Below are 19,630 nucleotides of genomic sequence, written 5' to 3' on the forward strand. Positions count from 1 at the left end.
TTATGCCTATGCCAATGAGATCTTTAATTACTTTACCTGATCCGATTTTACGGGAAGTGTCCAAACCTGTTGAGCAGGTCGATTCATCTCTCCAAAAACTTGCAGATGACATGTTGGAAACCATGTATAATGCTAAGGGCATTGGTCTTGCTGCTATTCAAATTGGTATACCGCTACGTATGTTGGTTATAGATGTCTCTGGAAATTCTGAAGATGAGCAGAAAAAACCACTTGTTATTATCAACCCTGAAATTTTATGGCTTTCAGATGAGCGTAATATTTACAAAGAAGGTTGTCTTTCTATTCCTGATTATTTTGCAGAGGTTGAACGTCCTAAACGCCTTCGTGTTCGCTATCAGAACCGTGAAGGAAAACAAACAGAAATTGAAGCAGACGATCTCTTAGCAACTTGCTTGCAGCATGAAATTGATCATTTAGATGGGCGCCTTTTTATTGATTACATTTCAAAGATCAAACGCGATATGGTGATACGAAAATTTAAAAAACGCGCAAAAGAAAAAAACATGCAGGAAGCAGTTTTGTAATGGCTTTACGATTAAGTTTTATGGGAACACCAGATTTTTCTGTTCCTATTTTACATGCTTTACTGGATGCAGGTCATGATGTTGTTGCTGTTTATAGTCAACCCCCTCGCCCAGCAGGACGTCGAGGGCTTAAATTAATCCCCTCCGCTGTTCACACCGTAGCAAAAGAGAAATCTATACCCATCTTTACACCTCAAACACTTAAAACAATCGAACAACAGGAGCAATTTGCAGCACTTTCTGTTGATGCTGCTATTGTGGTGGCTTATGGACTCCTTTTACCCAAAGCTATTCTCGAAACGCCGCGTTTTGGTTGTTTTAATGCCCACGCTTCACTCTTACCACGTTGGCGTGGTGCTGCGCCTATTCAACGAGCAATTATGGCTGGTGATAAAGAAACAGGTATCATGATCATGAAAATGGATGAAGGACTTGATACGGGGCCTATCGCTCTTTCTCGCTCCATCCCCATTACGGATAACACCACCACTGCTGAGCTTTCAAACAGACTTTCACATATTGGCGCAGAACTTATGGTAGAGACTTTATCCACTCTTGAAAAAGGACGACTTAAACTGACCCCACAATCAGAAGAAGGCATCACCTATGCCGCCAAAATTAGAAAAGAAGAAACCCGCATTGATTGGACAAAACCAGCAGAGTTTATTCATAGGCATATTCGCGCGCTCTCTCCCTCTCCTAGTTGCTGGTGCAATATGAATATCGGTGGACGAGAAGAACGTGTAAAAATTCTTGATAGTCGTTTAACAACAGGTCCTTCTCTTGAAATTGGACGGATAGAACCAGATTCTTTGATTATCCATTGTGGGCAAGGACGGATAGAAATAACCTCTCTCCAAAGATCTGGCGGTAAAATTCTTGATAGCGCAACCTTTTTGCGAGGTGCTCATATTTCTGCTGTTTTTTAAGATGCCACGTTTTAAACTCACTCTTGAATATGATGGTTCAAATTATGCTGGTTGGCAGCGTCAAGCAAAACTTCACACGATACAAGGAGCTCTTGAACAAGCGATTTTTTGCTTTAGTGGACAACAATTGACCATAACAACAGCAGGACGAACGGATGCGGGCGTACACGCTACCGGACAAGTTGCGCATGTTGATTTTGAAAAAAACTGGCTCTCCCATACTGTACGAGATGCGCTCAATGCTCTTTTACGTAAACAGGGAGAGGCGATTTCAATCTTAAATGTAGAAAATGTCCCTGATGACTTTGATGCACGATTTTCCGCAACCAAACGCCATTATCTTTTCAAAATCCTCAATCGTCGCTCTCCACCAGCTTTAAATGCCAAACGCGTGTGGTGGTTGCCAAAGCCTCTTAATGCTGACGCCATGCATGAAGCTGCGCAAAAGCTTGTAGGACAACATGATTTTACAACTTTCCGTTCAGCACATTGCCAAGCCAAAAGCCCTATTCGCACCCTTGAACGCCTCGATATTCAAAGAGAAGGTGAAGAAATTTTTCTTTATGCACAAGCTCGTTCTTTTCTTCATCATCAAATCCGTTCATTCGCAGGAAGCCTCATGGAAGTGGGTATTGGACGTTGGACAGCTCAAGATCTCGAAGCAGCTCTTCATGCTAAAGATCGTAAACGTTGTGGTGTTGTTGCCCCCCCCTCAGGACTTTATTTAACCAAAGTAGAGTATTAATGATCCTTCAAGAGTGAGCGTCTCAAAAGTCGTTAAGGCAGTTTATAAAAAGAACGAATTTCTTCAAAAGCTTCTGCTGCTGTATTAACAAATTTCACAAAATTAACATCAGTAGGAGAGATTGTACCTTGTGCAGACAGATACTCAAAATTGATAGTATTGCTCCAAAATTCTTTGCCAAACAATAAAATTGGTACCTGTTTCATACGCCCTGTCTGTACTAAAGTTAACGTCTCAAACAGTTCATCCAGAGTCCCAAATCCGCCAGGGAAAATGGCTAGGGCTTTCGCTCGTACTAAAAAATGCATTTTGCGCATCCCCAAATAATGAAAATTGAAACACAAATGCGGCGACACATACGAATTAGGCTCTTGCTCATGTGGTAAAATAATATTCAAGCCAATCGTTGGGGCACCAACATCACAAGCACCACGATTTCCCGCCTCCATGATTCCTGGTCCGCCCCCCGTAACAACCACAAATTCACGATATTCTGTCGTAGCAGAATAAAGTGAGCACAAACGCGCAAACTCTCTTGCTTCATCGTAATAATGTGACATAGCATGCAAATTTTTCTTTTGTATTTCATTTTTTGCAGCCCACGCTGCTTGCCCAGGTTCAGGAATACGCGCACCACCAAACAAAACAACTGTTGATTGAATATCATATTCTTTAAGGGTTATTTCCGGCTTTAAAAATTCAAGACTAATACGTTGTGAGCGCAGCTCTGGACGCATCATAAAATCTTGATCGATATAGGCTAAACGATAAGTAGACGAACGCATTTGTGCTGAATTAGAAACTTTATGTATTTGTTGTAGAGCATCCTTCGCATGGAGAAGTGGTGCCCAGTTTTCTTGCTCTGCTTTTCTTTTTTCTTTACAGCTTTTTTTCATACACCTGTCCTACTTCCTCATCGTTTTATTGACTGAACACATTTCTTCGCGTAGTTCATAGAGAATAAATCTTGAAGCTTTCAACTTGTTTAACGGAACTCTCGTCATGACCCATATCACACAACTTGAAATTATTATCGAACAAGCTTTTGATGATCGCGATTCTATCGATACTACCACAAAAGGCGAAATACGTGAGAGTGTTGAACATGCATTGAACCTTCTTGATAAAGGTGAAATTCGTGTTGCAGAACGACACAAAAATGGACAATGGCATGTTCATCAATGGTTGAAAAAAGCGGTTTTACTCTCTTTTCGGCTCAATCCTATGCAAATTATTACTGGTGGAATCAATGGGACACATTGGTGGGATAAAGTTCCTTCAAAATTCTCTGGTTGGCAAGAGGCAGATTTTAAAAGTGCTGATTTCCGTTCCGTTCCTGGAGCCATTGTACGTCATTCTGCTTACATTGCACCCAACGTTATATTGATGCCTTCCTTTGTCAATCTTGGTGCTTTTATCGATGAGGGCACAATGGTTGATACATGGACCACCGTTGGTTCTTGTGCACAAATTGGTAAACATGTCCATCTTTCTGGCGGTGTTGGTATTGGAGGTGTTTTGGAACCACTGCAAGCAAATCCAACAATCATTGAAGATCATTGCTTTATCGGTGCTCGCTCTGAAATTGTTGAAGGCTGTATTATCCGTGAAGGTGCTGTTTTGGGAATGGGAGTCTTTATTGGAAAATCAACAAAGATTATTGATCGTACAACAGGTGAAATTTTTATTGGTGAAGTACCAGCCTATTCAGTGGTTGTACCAGGTTCTCTCCCTGGAAAACCTTTACCAAATGGTGAAGCAGGACCTAGCCTTTATTGTGCTGTTATTGTAAAACGTGTTGATCAAAAAACACGAGAAAAAACATCCATTAATGATCTTTTACGTTCTTAGACACAAGATTAATGCATAATAATATTTCATCGTTTTTTAACTTGAATAATAACCTCGAATACAAGGATTCTCTCATTTCAAATCCTTTCATAGTGAATCAATCACTATCATTTCCTGCTCGTCTCATAAACACTGTTGGTGTATGGATAAGAAGCACTTTAAGAAAAGAATAAAAATGTCTTTAATGAATTTTCTCAAGCACCATGTGTCTTTATGACAATAAATATGGTTATGAGTTTTATGTCATTCACGGAAGCTTTACCGTTATACTTTCTACGCACGCTATCGTGAAATGAGGTCGAGTGTATTGAGAGATATTTATTTAAAATACGTGCACAAATATGCAACACAAACGCATTTTGTTTAAAGCATTCTGTTTTACGTGAGAAAGTGACACCATTACGCAATACACAAAAACATAAAGCACGGCGCAATTCTATTTAAAGTGTCCTTTAAACACCTGAACCAATCGACAAAAGCAAAAGCGCAATCAATGAGAGAAAATACTCCTTTTTTCATTATTTGTTCATTTTGAGCGCTTGAATAAATGCTGATTGTGGAATTTCTACTTTTCCAAATTGGCGCATCCGCTTTTTGCCTTCTTTTTGCTTTTCCAAAAGTTTGCGCTTACGCGTAACATCACCCCCGTAACATTTCGCTGTTACATCTTTACGCAAAGCACGAATCGTTTCGCGCGCTATAACTTTACCACCAATAGCCGCTTGAACTGGAATCTGAAACATATGCTGGGGAATAAGATCTTTCAGTTTTTCACACATGGAACGCCCGCGCTTTTCTGCAATCGTGCGGTGAACAAGCATCGATAATGCATCAATAGGCTCTCCATTCACCAAAATAGACATTTTAACTAAATCACCTTCTGCATAATCTGTCATTTGATAATCAAAAGAAGCATAACCCTTTGAGATTGATTTTAGCCGGTCATAAAAATCAAAAACAACTTCATTCAGTGGTAAATCATACGTTACCATAGCACGGGTTCCAACATAGGACAAACCAACCTGTACCCCGCGCCGCTCTTGGCATAGTTCTAAAATTGACCCAAGATAATTATCAGGAGTCATGATTGTCGCCCGAATCCACGGTTCTTCTATGGAAGAAATTTTAACCACATCAGGCATATCCGCTGGATTGTGCAACTCTTTAACAGAACCATCATTCATATTCATGCGATAAACAACCGAAGGTGCTGTCGCGATTAAATCCAAATTAAACTCACGCTCTAATCGCTCTTGAATAATTTCAAGATGCAGAAGTCCCAAAAATCCACAGCGAAAACCAAACCCCAAAGCCGCAGATGTTTCCATTTCAAAAGAAAAACTCGCATCATTTAAGCGTAATTTGCCCATGGCTGCACGCAAATCATCAAAATCGGCAGCATCAATTGGAAAAAGTCCACAAAAGACAACCGGTTGCGCAGGCTTAAAACCAGGTAAAGCATTTTCACAAGGACGGCGCTCTTCAGTAATCGTATCCCCAACCCGTGTATCTGCTACCTCTTTGATAGAAGCAGTGATAAAACCAATCTCGCCCGGTCCTAATTCATCAACCTGTACCATTTTAGGTGTAAAAACCCCAACGCGCTCAACTGGATATTTTGCTCCTGTACCCATCATACGAATGGTTTGGCCTTTTTTTAAAATACCATCTATCACCCGTACCAAAACAATAACACCAAGATATGCATCATACCAGCTATCAACCAACATTGCTTTCAAGGGATTTGCAACATCGCCTATATGTGGAGGTGGTAATTGTGCAACAATTGCCTCCAAAACATCAGGAACACCCAAACCTGTTTTTGCTGATATTTCTACTGCTTGAGATGTATCAATGCCTATTACATCTTCAATTTGTTCTTTAACACGCTCAGGTTCTGCTGCTGGAAGATCAACTTTATTGAGAACAACAACCAACTCATGGGAATTATCAATGGCTTGATAAACATTTGCTAACGTCTGCGCCTCTACGCCTTGGCTTGCATCCACCACCAACAGAGAACCTTCACAAGCTGCCAATGAACGCGAAACCTCATAAGCAAAATCCACATGACCAGGTGTATCCATAAGATTTAAAATATAGGTTTCACCATTCTTTGCCTTATAGTGTAAACGTACTGTTTGTGCTTTAATAGTAATTCCACGTTCACGCTCAATATCCATGGAATCGAGTACTTGTTCTTTCATCTCACGTGTATCAAGCCCACCTGTTATTTGAATCAAACGATCAGCTAAAGTTGATTTGCCGTGATCAATATGCGCCACGATGGAAAAATTACGAATATAATTACGATCTATTGTCATATAAGGCGATTTAGCAAAGAATAATACAAAACGCAAAGACCAATTATGTTCCGGCTTCTATCAAAATAATATAAACCTAAAAAGCTTCTCAAAACACAACTTTTTATAGCCTAAAAAATGAGGCTTTTGTTTGCTAAATTAAATCCAAGGTGATAAAATGATCCTTTCACATCTTATTTGATAACTCATATCTGTAGTAAGCCGGCACCATCACACACTTTGCCAGCCTCCAATATTACGACGATCCTTTACACTTGAAAAAGTTTATAAGAGATATGCCTTTCTTGTACAGTCTTTACCCACATGCCCCCACCCACTTGTGATGTGTAAGCAAGTGATTTGGATTGATTTAACATGAAAATGATTTGACGTGAGAAAATTTTACGGTATTCAGGGTTCTAATTCAATGTGAATAGTGCTATATTATAATTATAAATCAATGTATTATCATATTTATATGATGGGCGTGTATATCACTTAGGCTTGCAATAAATTCGCAAGAAATGCTTTTTTATTTGTACGCAATAATCTTCTTTTTTAGTAATCTTATATAAAATAATATGAATATCGAGGGAGTTTCTTCTCAATTTTTAAAACTTTAGAAATATGCTCTATTGAGTGATGTTTTTATATACTTTTTATATAACTCCTTCCTTCCTCCATTAAGCATAAAGCACACCAATCCTCTTCGATTCATTGGATAACACATTGATTTATAATGATCGTTTATTGTTTTGCGATTTAAATTAAAACTCTGAATATCGCGAGCCTCTCTCATTTTAAATCTTCTCATAATGAATCAATAAATTTTTTGCTTTCCCATTATAAAACAGAGCTAGTGTATGGATAAAAACGTTTAAGAAATGAGTAAAAATGCCTCTCTCTTTCAAATGCCAAAGGCTATCATAATATTGAGAACTGATAAAGAAAATGCTAGTGCCCTTTATTTTAAGTAAAATGATGATGCTCTGTGGTTTTTCTATACTTCATGCGGACTGTCAATGAATATGATGTATATTGAGAAAATTATCTTTTAAAAAACGATTTAATGTACAACGTTATGGGGATACTTTGGGCGTTCTATTTTGCATGAGAAGCGTAACTCTATTAAAGGACAAAAGAAATAACGTGCGACAGTGCGTAATTCTCATTATTCAAAAACATTACCGTAGATGTTTTTGAAAGTTGTTAAAGCCAAATTTAAACATGATCGTAAAGATGAGCGTTAATTTTTACCTTTATATCACCTCATGCTTTGGCTCAATAAAGGTTGTCTTCCCGTTTCAGAAGTTAGGCAAACAGATACATGCAAAAGCTGGAATAACTTATAGAACTTCTTAATCATCTTAATATTAAAAAAGCTTCAAAAATGAAAACTCTACAAGCAAAAATCTCATGCAATAAAATCATAATAAAAAAATGTATAGCTAATCAATTTTTTTAATTGCTTTATTTTTTTTACGCCATTGTGAAGGTTGTAATTCAGCCACAATTATCCCAATCAGAATAAGCAAACCGCCCAATAAAGCTAAGGGAGATAAATGTTCGCCAGCCAAACGCCCAACAATACCAGCCCATACCGGTTCACCTGCGTAAATGAGTGTCGCACGCGTAGGGGAAATAGACTTTTGTGCCCAATTCATAGCTAATTGAATGATGGCACTCATTAATGCCAATCCTATACCAATATTAAACCACACCCACGAAAATTCAGGGATGCTTTCACCCATCAAAGGCATACAAGCAAATGAAAAAAAACCACTAAAAAATAACTGAATAATGGTTACACGCCGACTATCAACCTTGTTCGCAAAAATTCCGATGAGTATGACTTCTCCAGCAATCGCTAAAGCGCCTAACAAAGTTAAAATTTCGCCTTTTGAAAAATCAAAATTTCCCGGCTTTTGCCCTGAAATAAATACAAGCCCAATAAAAGCGAAAATAATACCAATCCAACAAGCTAAACGGGGAGGTTTTTTAAAAACAATCCATTGCAAGATTGGAACCATCGGTACATAAAGCGCTGTGATAAAAGCTGACTGACTACTAATAATTGTTTGAAGTCCAGCTGCTTGAAAAGCATAACCAAAAAACATGGCTAAACCTATCGCCATCCCAGCGAAAACTTCATAAACAGTTATACCTTTTATAGAGCGCCAAAAAATTACCCCACATATAAGAGATGCAACAATAAAACGAAATCCAACAAAAAACAGAGGACCACTATAGCGTACCGCAATGTGAATGACTAAAAATGTAACGCCCCACAATATTGTCGCAGTAAATATTGCCAATTCTGGCTTACTTAATAAAGGATATTTAAACTGTTTTAGATTCACCATGAAAAACTTTCTCTTCCAATTTTCCCCACAATTTATGAAACAATAAGCGTTCCAACTCCCTGTTCGGTAAACAGCTCTAGTAAAACAGAATGAGGAGTTTTACCATTTAAAATGACAACACCTTCCACGCCATTTTGAAGGGCTTTTATACAAGTCTCTACTTTTGGAATCATGCCTCCTGAAATTGTCCCATTTTTAATAAATTTCTCAGCTTCAGAAACTGTCAATTCTTTTAAAAGTTTACCCTGGTTATCCAAAACACCAGGAACATCAGTGAGAAATAAAAGGCGTTTAGCCTCTAATGCACCAGCAATAGCTCCAGCAAAAATATCAGCATTAATATTATAAGTTTTACCATCGCGTCCTGGAGCCACAGGAGCAAGAACCGGTATCATTTCAGAACATGCTAAAAGATCTAGCAATGTGCGGTCAACTTCAACAGGCTCACCAACAAACCCCAAATCTAAAACACGTTCAATATGCGAATCAGGATCAATGACAGTTTTATAAGCCTTTTCGGCAAAAACCATATTGCCATCCTTGCCGCATAATCCTATTGCCCATTCTCCCTCAGCATTGATGAGAGCAACAATTTCTTTATTTATGGAACCCGCTAAAACCATTTCAACCACTTCAACGATTCGCTCATCGGTTACCCGTAATCCGTTTTCAAATCGCGATTCAATCCCCATTTTCATTAAAATTTCAGCAATTTGAGGCCCACCACCATGAACAACAACAGGATTAATCCCCGATTGCTTTAATAGAGCAATATCACGCGCAAATGCTCGCCCCAAAGCAGGATCACCCATAGCATGGCCGCCATATTTTACCACGACCGTTTCATTTTCATATTTTTGCATATAGGGTAAAGCAGACGATAAAAATGCTGCTTGTTTTTCCAAAACATCTACATCACCGTTTTTAGCATCATCCATCAATAGAGCCTCCTCATCACTTTTTACCATCTCTTAATGAAATTTAGGAAAAGTGAAAACAATAAAACCAAACTTTACTCTATCCACCCCCCTGAAAATCGTCAATTTTCCTCTAAATTACGAAAAAGGAATAGCGAAATGAAATACAAAAACTTCCTTTAAAAATTGACAGCGAAAAATTAAACAAAATAGGCGTAAAAAACGTCATTATTTTATGATCTTATATATAAAATTGAAAAGCAAAATTTTGAAGCTACGCTGCACATTCAACTCATTAGTTTATCCCTACGGATACTTAACAATGAATAGGAATATATACAACCATTGATTTTATAAGATAAAAATAAAGTTTCTTATAATAATAAAATTAACATATTCCCAAGATTAAGAAATCACTCAACTGCTTTATAGCTTATCCCAATAAACTATAACTTTGGTTTTAAAAATTTGACTTTTTCTCAATCATAAAACATGAGGAAATGTCAACTGAACGCTCCTTATGGAGAATCATAATAAGTTAATTTATAATAATAATTTATCTTTTTATATCGTAAAATCGAAAAAAGGCTTTGCAACATTATCCATATATTGTGATAGCTCTTCAAAAGCATCTTCGTAAAAGCATTTAATTGTTTAGATTACTCTCTTCGTAAGATTTGATAAAATTTCTCATTTTCATGATCTGTCATTAAGTTTTTCTTTTTGCATAGCAATACATGCTTGAATTATTCAATGTTTTTTAGAATTGTTAATTCTTTTAATGTATTATTTTAATTATGTTATTTTATGAAAAAAGATTCATTTCGTATACTTCTCTTTCCATATCACTAACAATTTCAATAATATATCGTGCTGTTTTCTAAGCATATTGTGCTATTTTTTTATTGTATTTATTTTTTCTTTTTAAAGGTAACTTCCTCTATCTTCCCACCAACTTTTTATTATGCCAATAAATTCAATTAAGTGAATTCCATCGAATCTGTTTCCCTACAAGAGAGATACATCGAATACCTCAAAACGTGTTTTGTTATGTCTTCTTTAGCATTAAACACACATTATCTCATTCCACAATTTCTTTGGAACAAAATAAACTTGATTATAGCGTTTTTTATTATCTGGAAGAAGTATTTATGACATCAGAAATACAAAACTAAATCCGCATCTAAAAAGACATGATTACGGCTAAAAGCTAAGATGAGGCATATAAAAGCTATTCCAAATAAAATAACCCTTATTTTAAAGGAAGCAGTGATTAAAACTATGAAAAATGCCAAAAATAAAATCGGTTATAAGAAGTTGATACTTTATTTGAAATAAGATGGATTGCCTAACAGCTTATTTAGCGTTTCTTGGCAAGCTGCTACCTATTTTACAGTTTTATTATAGAGCCTTTAAAAAGAAATACAAAAAATACTGAATGCATAAAGGCAGTTATCATGACACTGGCAATATTTATTATCAATCACTCAATTGCGTTCTTATATGGATAAGCCCTTTTTAAAATGTCATAGACACTCAAAAATAAGACTTATCCATAAAACTCATGAAATATAAAAACTATCAGCAGCAGGAGTTTATCCTAAATTAGCTGTCTCTCTCTTTTCTTTTCAAGAAAAAATGCTTTTCAAAGACAATGAGATAATAGAAAACTTAATGAAAATAACTTTCCTACAGCTCTCACTAATTATTCTGAGAACATTCACATAATTTTAACCAGAAATATTTTCAAAAAATTCTTTCATACGTGAAAAAAAACCATGTGATTGCGGTGAATTTTCATGATTTGAGAGCTTTTCAAATTTTTGCAACAATTCACGTTGTTCTTGCGTTAATTTCTGCGGTGTCTCAATCGTGATATGGATGTAAAGATCACCCCTTGCTTGCTGACGGCGCAACATGGGCATACCTTTGCCTCTAAGGCGGAATTGACGTCCATTTTGTGTCCCTTCTGGAATCTTAACGCGTGCTTTAACACCATCAAGGTCGGAAACTTCAAACTCTCCTCCTAAAGCAGCTGTTACCATTGAAATAGGAACGCGACAGTGAAGATCTGCTCCTTCTCGCTGAAAAAACTCATGCGGTTTAATGGAAAGGAAAATATAAAGATCACCATTGGGGCCACCACGAATACCAGCATCACCCTCACCAGAAAGGCGAATACGCGTTCCATCTTCAATACCAGCTGGAACATTTACGCTCAATGAACGTTTTTTCTCTATGCGTCGTGTCCCCTGACATTTGGGGCATGGATCCGTAATAGTTTCACCACGTCCATGACATGAAGGACATGTTCGCTCAATAGAAAAGAAACCTTGTGCTGCACGCACACGACCAGATCCATGACATATTCCACAAACTTGCGGCTTAGAGCCCTTTCTCGCTCCTGATCCCTCACAAACATCACACGTGACGGAACTGGGAATATTAATTTCTGCAGTTTTTCCTGAAAATGCCTCTTCTAAAGTCACTTCCATATTATAACTCAAATCTGCACCACGTTCGCGACTATCACCACGCTTACGGTGTGTCCCTCCCATAATCTCACCAAAAAAGTCTTCGAAAATATCCGCAAATCCACCACCAGCAGCAAAACCGCCAAAGGGATTTGCTCCCCCTTGACCACCGCTATTTTCAAAGGCCGCATGGCCAAATCGATCATAAGCAGCACGCTTCTGAGGATCTTTAAGAACTTCATAGGCTTCGCCAATTTCTTTGAATTTTCGCTCTGCCTCTTTATCCCCCGCGTTGCGATCAGGATGATATTGCATTGCCAACTTACGAAAAGCAGATTTCAACTTTTTATCATCACATTCGCGAGTCACGCCAAGAATTTCATAATAGTCAACCTTCATCATGTATTCCTGATAATTTTTCTGTCATCCATCTTTATGGATAATATTGCTTTTAATTTATATTTTTAGCAACAAAGTTGCAACTTATCTCAAATAATAAAGCCCAGCCTTATATTTCAAAGGCCGGGTTTATAAATTAATCAACACATATGCTGACACTATTTCTTCTTATCATTAACTTCTTCAAAATCAGCATCAACAACATCATCATTCTTTGCCTCTGTTTCAGTGTCAGCGCTCGCTGCTTGTGAGGCTTCGTACATAGCCTGTCCAAGCTTCATACTGACTTCTGCTAATTTTTGCATCTTTGTTGTTACTTCTTCCGTATCACTGCCTTCAAGCGCAGATTTCAAATCAGATATTGCTGTTTCAATCTGTCCCTTTTCTTCAGCTGATACTTTATCGCCATATTCATTGAGCGACTTTTCAGTTGAATGAATAAGAGCCTCCGCTTGATTTCTAGCTTCAACACCTTCACGGCGTTTTTTATCCTCAGCCGCGTGCTCTTCTGCATCCTTTACCATTTTTTCAATATCAGCATCACTTAAACCACCTGATGCCTGAATACGAATTTGATGCTCTTTACCTGTTCCCTTATCTTTGGCCGAAACATTAACAATACCATTCGCATCGATATCAAAAGTAACTTCAATTTGAGGTATACCACGTGGTGCTGGAGGAATACCAACAAGATCAAATTGAGCCAATAACTTATTATCACTTGCCATTTCCCGTTCACCTTGGAAAACACGAATCGTCACAGCACTCTGATTATCATCAGCTGTCGAAAAAACTTGCGATTTTTTTGTTGGGATAGTGGTATTGCGCTCAATAAGGCGTGTGAAAACCCCACCCAAGGTTTCAATACCCAAAGATAAAGGCGTTACATCTAGCAACAACACGTCTTTGACATCGCCTTGCAATACACCTCCTTGGATGGCAGCACCCATTGCGACCACTTCATCAGGATTAACACCTTTGTGTGGATCCTTACCAAAGAAGCTCTGCACGACTTGCTGAATCTTGGGCATACGTGTCATACCACCTACTAAAACAACTTCGTCAATTTCACCAGCCTTTAATCCAGCATCTTTCAACGCAGCTTTACAAGGCTCGATGGTACGCTGCACTAAATCGTCAACGAGAGATTCAAATTTTGCCCGAGTCAATTTCATTGTTAAGTGCTTGGGACCTGATTGATCTGCCGTGATAAATGGTAAATTGATTTCTGTTTGCTGTGACGAAGAAAGCTCAATCTTTGCTTTTTCTGCCGCTTCTTTTAAGCGCTGTAAAGCTAATTTATCATTTTTCAGATCAATTCCTTGCTCTTTTTTGAATTCATCTGCAAAATAACCAACTAGGCGCATATCAAAGTCTTCACCACCTAAAAACGTATCTCCATTGGTTGATTTAACTTCAAAAACGCCATCTCCAATTTCAAGAACTGAAATATCAAATGTACCACCACCAAGATCGTAAACTGCTATTGTTTTTCCGTCTTTTTTGTCCAAACCATAAGCTAAAGCAGCAGCTGTTGGCTCATTAATAATCCGTAAAACTTCAAGTCCAGCAATTTTACCCGCGTCTTTCGTAGCTTGACGTTGCGCATCATTAAAATAAGCAGGAACCGTAATAACGGCTTGTTCAACTTTTTCACCAAGATAAGATTCTGCTGTTTCCTTCATCTTTTGCAAAATCATAGCTGAAATTTGCGACGGAGAATATTTCTTTCCCGCTTCTTCAACCCATGCATCACCATTGTCACCTTTAACAATTTTATAAGGCACAAGTGCTTTATCTTTTTCAACCATAGGGTCATCAAAACGGCGCCCTATCAAACGTTTAACTGCAAAAACTGTCCCTTCAGGATTTGTCACCGCCTGCCGTTTAGCAGGCTGCCCAACAAGCCGCTCCCCCCCATCAGTAAAGGCAACAACGGAAGGTGTTGTTCGCGCTCCTTCTGAGTTTTCAATAACTTTTGCGTTTTTGCCATCCATAACAGCCACACAAGAGTTCGTTGTCCCCAAATCAATACCAATTACTTTTGCCATATTATAATCTCCATTCAGCAAGCTACCTCAACCTTCATAAAGCATCTTTTTAAGATAGCTCCTCATAACACCTAAAGCCCGTATATTGCTTCAAGCAACATAAAATAATAATAAACTGCAAGTCGCAACAAGCCTTGCTGCCTCGTATATAAGAACAGGCTTTTATTGCTACAAGAGAATAATGAGAGAAACATCTCCAAAATAAAAAATTTATTTTAAAATAGGCGCTCTAATGACCCATAAATACCATATTTATGAGAGACTTGAGATTATAATATATTTTTCTTGCAATTCTCAACAAATATATCTTTCTATAAAAATTAAAAAAATAAAAGAGTGATTGCACTCTCGCTCTTGATCTTCTCATCATTGATAAAAAATACCCACGTAAAAGCTTTTTAAAAGGCGAATAATTTATATCACAAATATTACAAATTTTCCCCAGACTAAAATAGTCATCATATCTAATGCTCATATCAGTAAAGATATTATCTATCAATCTCCTTTCAAAAATTCTCCTTCTAATGGTCTCATTGTTTACTGCTATTTGAAATCTGTGCTTTAAACTCACCTAAAGCGTTTTTTCCTAACTGTATAATTTTGAACTTTGAAAATATATAAAAATGCCTCTGTATAAACGCTTTAAAATGCCAAGAGCTGTTATAATATTAAAATTGGTAAAGTGGTTGATGATTGTTCTATATTATATTTTATTAAGCAAAATAGTAGTGCATCATAGATTTTATACCATTTACAAATATTATTTATGAGATGAATACGGAAGTGTTGAGAGGTGTGTTGTCGTTGTAAACCTTACTGCCTTCCTTTAGAATCAAATAATTCTATGATTTTTATTCTCATACTCAAATCAATTTCATTTTAGTATTTCTTTCTTTTATTTTAAATAAAAGCTCTGCTAAAATAAAAAAATATTCAAAGTATGAATCTTATGAAGGAGGGTAAATCAATGATGACATCTATTATTAAGAAAATAACAAATCTCATCTTTAAGAATATAATCCATACACAATATCCATACAAAAAGGTTATCATAAATATCGTGTGTGCTCTTCTCTTTGCTGGTATAACCCTGCCAGCAGGTGCTCAGCAATATAAACTTGGCGACATAGAAATTCTCAATCCTTGGACACGAGAAACACCTAAAGGTATAAGAGTTGGTAGCGGTTATCTCTACATTATTAATCACAGTAATACCCCAGACCGTTTGGTTTCTATTTCCACAAACGGAGTAAAAACAACAGAGATACACTCTATGGCTGTCGTTAATGATATTATGAAAATGGAAAAAATGCACAATGGCATTGAAATTCCGGGAAATGGAGAAATCACGCTTAAGCCTGGCGGTGATCATATTATGTTTATGGGGCTTTCAAAACCATTCAAGTTAGGTGATAAAATTAGCGCAAAATTGACATTTGAGAAAGCAGGAACCATTGATGTTGATTTCTCTGTAAACGCTATGAAAGTACCATCACCTTCTAAATCCTCTCTTGTTCACTAAGCTCCTTTTATATAAATACACAATAAATACACACTTTATAAAATGAAGGAGCGTGAATTTTTTTTACGCTCCTTTATTTTTTGTTTAATGCCATCAGTAAAAAATTATCCTCTTTGATGAATTAACTATGGTCAATTTCAGGAATACGTAAAACTTGTCCAGGATAAATTTTATCGGGAGATTTTAGCATTGGCTTATTGGCTTCAAAAATAAATGTGTTTTTATTACCTTGCCCTTTTCCATAAACCTCTTCAGCAATTTTCCAAAGATTATCACCAGATTTAACCTCATAAAAGCGAGAAGTTTTTCTAGGCGTTGTATCTATAACCTTTAATTGATCAACATCTACAGAAGAGATACCTTGTGAATTGCCAACAACCAGCAGTGCTTTTTCAAGTGTTTCCCTGTCTGGAACTTCACCGCTTAAAATAGCTTTACCGTCTTCAACTTGAATATTGACTTTTTCTGTACCGAGTTGAAAATCATCAAATGCTCTTTTAAAATCCTTTTCTTTTGGTTCATGGTCCCCAATACCTAACTTTTCCCCTACAGTTTTAATAAAATTAAAAAATCCCATTACGACCTCCTTTCGTGTAGCAGAAACAAATTTTTGTGCATATATTGCCACATTCTTTTCTTTGCTCTTAAAACACATAGGCAGATTTTCTAAACTTCAACAATCAAAACTACATCTGTTCAATTATGAGACAAATACAATAATAAACTTTGTAATAAACCTTGATAAAAAAAGCCTTTATGAAAATTTTCTCTCAAATGAAGGGATCTTAATAGACATAGAAACATTATAAATTATGAAAGCAAAACAAGATTTTACAGTAATGACAAAAGGTTTTTTACTTTGCTACAATTTGTATCATATTTGTTTTGCAAAAAAAATATGAACTCCCATATAAATAAGTGTGGGTAATTTGCTACCACAGCAATAGAAAGGTCTAAGAAACCATGAAAGATACACCAACAATCACACAAACGATTGTACTTGTTGATGATGATCGCAATATTTTGACATCTTTATCTTTTGCGCTTGAGACAGAAGGATATCGGGTTGAAAGCTATACAGATGGAGCATCTGCACTCAAGGGTCTCACACTTCACCCTCCACACTTAGCTATTTTTGATATTAAAATGCCCCGAATGGATGGGATGGAACTTTTGCGTCGTTTGCGTCAAAAATCTGATCTTCCAGTTATTTTTCTCACCTCTAAAGATGATGAAATTGATGAATTATTTGGTCTCAAAATGGGAGCTGATGATTTTATTACTAAACCTTTCTCCCAACGTCTTCTTATTGAACGCGTGAAAGCTATTTTGCGCCGTTCTAATGCACGTAACCAACCGCTTTCTACAGGAACTTCTTCCACCTCTTCTCTCAAACGTGGAGATCTTGTGATGGATCAAGAACGCCATACCTGTACATGGAAAGATAAACCTGTTATTTTAACCGTTACGGAATTTTTGATTCTGCAAACCTTAGCACAAAGACCAGGAGTTGTAAAAAGTCGTGATGCTTTAATGGATGCTGCCTATAGTGATCAAGTCTACGTAGATGATCGCACCATTGATAGTCACATTAAACGTCTGCGTAAAAAGTTTAAACAAGTGGATGATGATTTTGCAATGATTGAAACACTTTATGGTGTAGGTTATCGTTTCCACGAGGTATAAAACTACTTTGTCGCAAAAATTTGAACGGCAATCAAATCGATGACAGACAATTCTCAACTGGAAACTTTACAAAAAACAACCGTTAATGGTACATCCTCAACGCCATTTCTTATGTTTTCTCGTTTGCATCTTCGAATACAACGTCTCTTTAGACAATTGCTTTTTTCCAGCCTTACACGTCGCATTGTTATATTAAACATTGCTGCCCTTGCCGTTTTAGTTACAGGCATTTTATACCTTAACCAATTTCGCGATGGTTTAATTGAAGCAAAAATTAAAAGTTTATGTACCCAAGGAAAAATTATTGCTGGGGCTATTGCTGCTTCTGCAACAGTAGATACAAATTCTATCCTCATTGATCCCCAAAAACTCTTAGAGTTACAGACTGGTGAAAGCGTTACACCAGCCCCTCAATCAACCGATTCTTGGGATTTTCCTATTAACCCTGAGCAAGTTGCCCCTCTTTTACGGCGTCTCATCACACCTAAAACGACAAGAGCACGTATCTATGATCGTGATGCTACTCTCCTTCTTGATTCGCGCGTTCTTTATTCTAGTGGAGAAGTTTTTAGTTATGATTTACCCCCACTTAAAACAGAACAAAACATGTGGGATCGCCTTACTTCATGGTATTCAAGCGCATTTTATGGTAAAGGTATTGCTCTTGACAGAGAACAAACAAAAACCAGTGGTATTGCTTATCCAGAAGTGTACCGCGCATTAAACGGATCTCTTGCTACGGCAAAAAGACGCAACAGACAAGGGCAATTAATTGTTTCTGTTGCCGTTCCTGTTCAACGCTATCGCGCAGTGGTTGGAGCTCTTCTTCTTTCAACCACTGGTTCCGATATTGATAACATTGTAAAAGGCGAAAGACTGGTTATCTTTAAAGTTTTTGCCGTTGTAGGTAGCGTACTTTTGGTTCTTTCTCTCTTTTTGGCCCATACGATTGCCCATCCATTAAGTAAATTATCTGCCTCGGCTAATCGAGTGCGTAATGGCAATAATCAGCGTGTAGAAATTCCTGATTTTTCAATGCGTGAAGATGAAATTGGTCACCTTTCAACTTCTATTCGTGATATGACCAATGCCCTTTATATGCGTATTGAAGCCATTGAACGCTTTGCTGCTGATGTAAGCCACGAATTAAAAAATCCTCTCACCTCTCTACGCAGTGCTGTTGAAACGCTCCCTCTGGCTAAAAATGAAGAAGCACAAGAGAAATTGCTTGAAATTATTCAACATGATGTGCGCCGCCTTGATCGGTTGATTACAGATATTTCTGATGCATCACGGCTCGATGCAGAGCTTGCACGAGAAACCGCAGAGATTGTTGATATGACACCGCTTTTGGAAAGTCTTGTTCATGCTGTTCAGGAAGTGTATCGTAATACGCAAACCATTGATATAAGCCTTAATATTGTCCCACGTCCTCATGGAAAAGCCTATCTTGTATTGGGACACGAACTCCGTTTAGGACAAGTGATTTCAAATCTTCTTGAAAATGCGCGTTCTTTTATTCCTCGGAATCGTGGCAAAATTTGCATTACTATGAAAAGTCATGCTTCAACCCTTATTTTAACCATTGAAGATAATGGCCCAGGTATTCGTTCAGAAAATATTGAACGCATTTTTGAACGTTTTTATACAGATCGACCAAATGAAGATGCTTTTGGGCAAAACTCTGGACTTGGCCTTTCTATTAGTCGGCAAATCATCGAAGCTCATAATGGGACAATTACAGCCGAAAATATTATTGATCCTACACTTGGGAAGTGTAAAACTGGTGCACGTTTTACTATTATGCTTCCGCTTGCTAAATAAATCTTTTATCCAAAGTAAAAG

General features: G+C 37.2%; 14 protein-coding genes. 7 read left to right on the forward strand and 7 right to left on the reverse strand.

All coding sequences use genetic code 11. The features are described from left to right. The first annotated feature begins 8 nt into the window (after nt 1–8). The 3 genes from def to truA are packed head-to-tail and all read left to right on the forward strand — an operon-like array spanning nt 9 to nt 2,219. Nucleotides 9–545 carry a peptide deformylase gene (gene def, locus ACFILL_RS00390; RefSeq protein ID WP_375643061.1) on the forward strand — a complete coding sequence of 179 codons (537 nt, stop codon included), beginning with the start codon at nt 9–11 and terminating at the stop codon, nt 543–545. Then, nucleotides 545–1,474, forward strand: a complete 930-nt coding sequence (gene fmt / locus ACFILL_RS00395; protein ID WP_375630553.1) for a methionyl-tRNA formyltransferase — start codon at nt 545–547, stop codon at nt 1,472–1,474. The genes def and fmt overlap by 1 nt, the downstream gene beginning before the upstream one ends. Nucleotide 1,475: 1 nt before the next feature. Continuing rightward, nucleotides 1,476–2,219, forward strand: a complete 744-nt coding sequence (gene truA / locus ACFILL_RS00400; protein WP_375630555.1) for a tRNA pseudouridine(38-40) synthase TruA — start codon at nt 1,476–1,478, stop codon at nt 2,217–2,219. Nucleotides 2,220–2,251: 32 nt separating this feature from the next. On the opposite strand, the gene ACFILL_RS00405 is transcribed toward truA, so the two are convergent. Beyond that, on the reverse strand, nt 2,252–3,115 hold the full coding sequence (locus ACFILL_RS00405; RefSeq protein WP_375637222.1) for an LOG family protein: 864 nt from the start codon (nt 3,113–3,115) through the stop codon (nt 2,252–2,254). 106 nt (nt 3,116–3,221) lie between these two features. On the opposite strand from ACFILL_RS00405, the gene dapD reads away from it, so the two are divergent. Continuing rightward, nucleotides 3,222–4,070: a 2,3,4,5-tetrahydropyridine-2,6-dicarboxylate N-succinyltransferase gene (dapD, locus tag ACFILL_RS00410; RefSeq protein WP_375630559.1), complete on the forward strand. Its 849-nt coding sequence runs from the start codon at nt 3,222–3,224 to the stop codon at nt 4,068–4,070. Nucleotides 4,071–4,588: 518 nt separating this feature from the next. Here dapD and lepA read toward each other — a convergent pair. The 5 genes from lepA to dnaK form a co-directional block, all read right to left on the reverse strand. After that, nucleotides 4,589–6,394 carry a translation elongation factor 4 gene (lepA, locus tag ACFILL_RS00415; RefSeq protein WP_375643000.1) on the reverse strand — a complete coding sequence of 602 codons (1,806 nt, stop codon included), beginning with the start codon at nt 6,392–6,394 and terminating at the stop codon, nt 4,589–4,591. A gap of 1,427 nt (nt 6,395–7,821) precedes the next feature. Beyond that, complete coding sequence (locus ACFILL_RS00420) at nt 7,822–8,736, reverse strand: DMT family transporter (RefSeq protein WP_273790236.1); 915 nt, start codon at nt 8,734–8,736, stop codon at nt 7,822–7,824. 32 nt (nt 8,737–8,768) lie between these two features. Next, nucleotides 8,769–9,674 carry an acetylglutamate kinase gene (gene argB / locus ACFILL_RS00425; RefSeq protein ID WP_273790235.1) on the reverse strand — a complete coding sequence of 302 codons (906 nt, stop codon included), beginning with the start codon at nt 9,672–9,674 and terminating at the stop codon, nt 8,769–8,771. Nucleotides 9,675–11,383: 1,709 nt separating this feature from the next. Further along, the gene (dnaJ, locus tag ACFILL_RS00430; RefSeq protein WP_273790234.1) at nt 11,384–12,526 is read right to left on the reverse strand and encodes a molecular chaperone DnaJ; all 1,143 of its coding nucleotides are present in this window, start codon (nt 12,524–12,526) and stop codon (nt 11,384–11,386) included. Between the two features lie 158 nt (nt 12,527–12,684). After that, on the reverse strand, nt 12,685–14,577 hold the full coding sequence (gene dnaK / locus ACFILL_RS00435) for a molecular chaperone DnaK (RefSeq protein ID WP_273790233.1): 1,893 nt from the start codon (nt 14,575–14,577) through the stop codon (nt 12,685–12,687). 967 nt (nt 14,578–15,544) lie between these two features. On the opposite strand from dnaK, the gene ACFILL_RS00440 reads away from it, so the two are divergent. Then, nucleotides 15,545–16,099 carry a copper chaperone PCu(A)C gene (locus ACFILL_RS00440; RefSeq protein WP_273790231.1) on the forward strand — a complete coding sequence of 185 codons (555 nt, stop codon included), beginning with the start codon at nt 15,545–15,547 and terminating at the stop codon, nt 16,097–16,099. A gap of 121 nt (nt 16,100–16,220) precedes the next feature. On the opposite strand, the gene lysM is transcribed toward ACFILL_RS00440, so the two are convergent. After that, nucleotides 16,221–16,676, reverse strand: a complete 456-nt coding sequence (gene lysM / locus ACFILL_RS00445) for a peptidoglycan-binding protein LysM (protein ID WP_273790230.1) — start codon at nt 16,674–16,676, stop codon at nt 16,221–16,223. 386 nt (nt 16,677–17,062) lie between these two features. On the opposite strand from lysM, the gene ACFILL_RS00450 reads away from it, so the two are divergent. Next, a complete protein-coding gene (locus ACFILL_RS00450) occupies nt 17,063–17,785 on the forward strand; it encodes a response regulator transcription factor (protein ID WP_005774392.1) in 723 nt (240 codons plus the stop codon). 39 nt (nt 17,786–17,824) lie between these two features. Next, nucleotides 17,825–19,609, forward strand: a complete 1,785-nt coding sequence (locus ACFILL_RS00455; protein ID WP_273790229.1) for a sensor histidine kinase — start codon at nt 17,825–17,827, stop codon at nt 19,607–19,609. Nucleotides 19,610–19,630: the final 21 nt, after the last annotated feature.

The organism is Bartonella sp. AP20NXHL (assembly GCF_042196165.1).
Taxonomy (GTDB): Bacteria; Pseudomonadota; Alphaproteobacteria; order Rhizobiales; family Rhizobiaceae; genus Bartonella.